This window comes from Ochrobactrum sp. SFR4, from assembly GCF_019730395.1.
GTDB lineage: Bacteria > Pseudomonadota > Alphaproteobacteria > Rhizobiales > Rhizobiaceae > Pseudochrobactrum.
Genome location: NZ_JAAPBB010000689.1, coordinates 1 through 279 on the forward strand (window position 1 = coordinate 1; position 279 = coordinate 279).

Genomic DNA, 279 nt, shown 5'->3' on the forward strand with positions numbered 1-279 from the left:
TCTGTCAATCATTACAAGTGGTATCTGGTATTTTTCCTGACCGTATTGACTTTGGTTGTTATTGCTTCTGTTCATGCGGATCGGCCGAAAGCAGGGCGCAAAGCACTCGCCATTTATATTGTGACAGCATCGATGAGTATGTGGATTTTGGCGATCCATACCAGCCCTTATCGTGGTGTCGGGCGTATTGATCCGACCGTGCTGTTTACGAGCCAGAAAAATGCGATGAGCTTGCCGGAGGCTTTCCATAAAAAAGGATAGCCTATTCATTATCTGATG

The 279-nt window shown here is 45.9% G+C and carries 1 pseudogene; it reads left to right on the forward strand.

Annotated features, from left to right (window positions below):
- A pseudogene (locus HBA93_RS20815) lies at positions 1–261 on the forward strand (hypothetical protein); the annotation flags it as partial.
- Between the last annotated feature and the right edge of the window lie 18 nt (positions 262–279).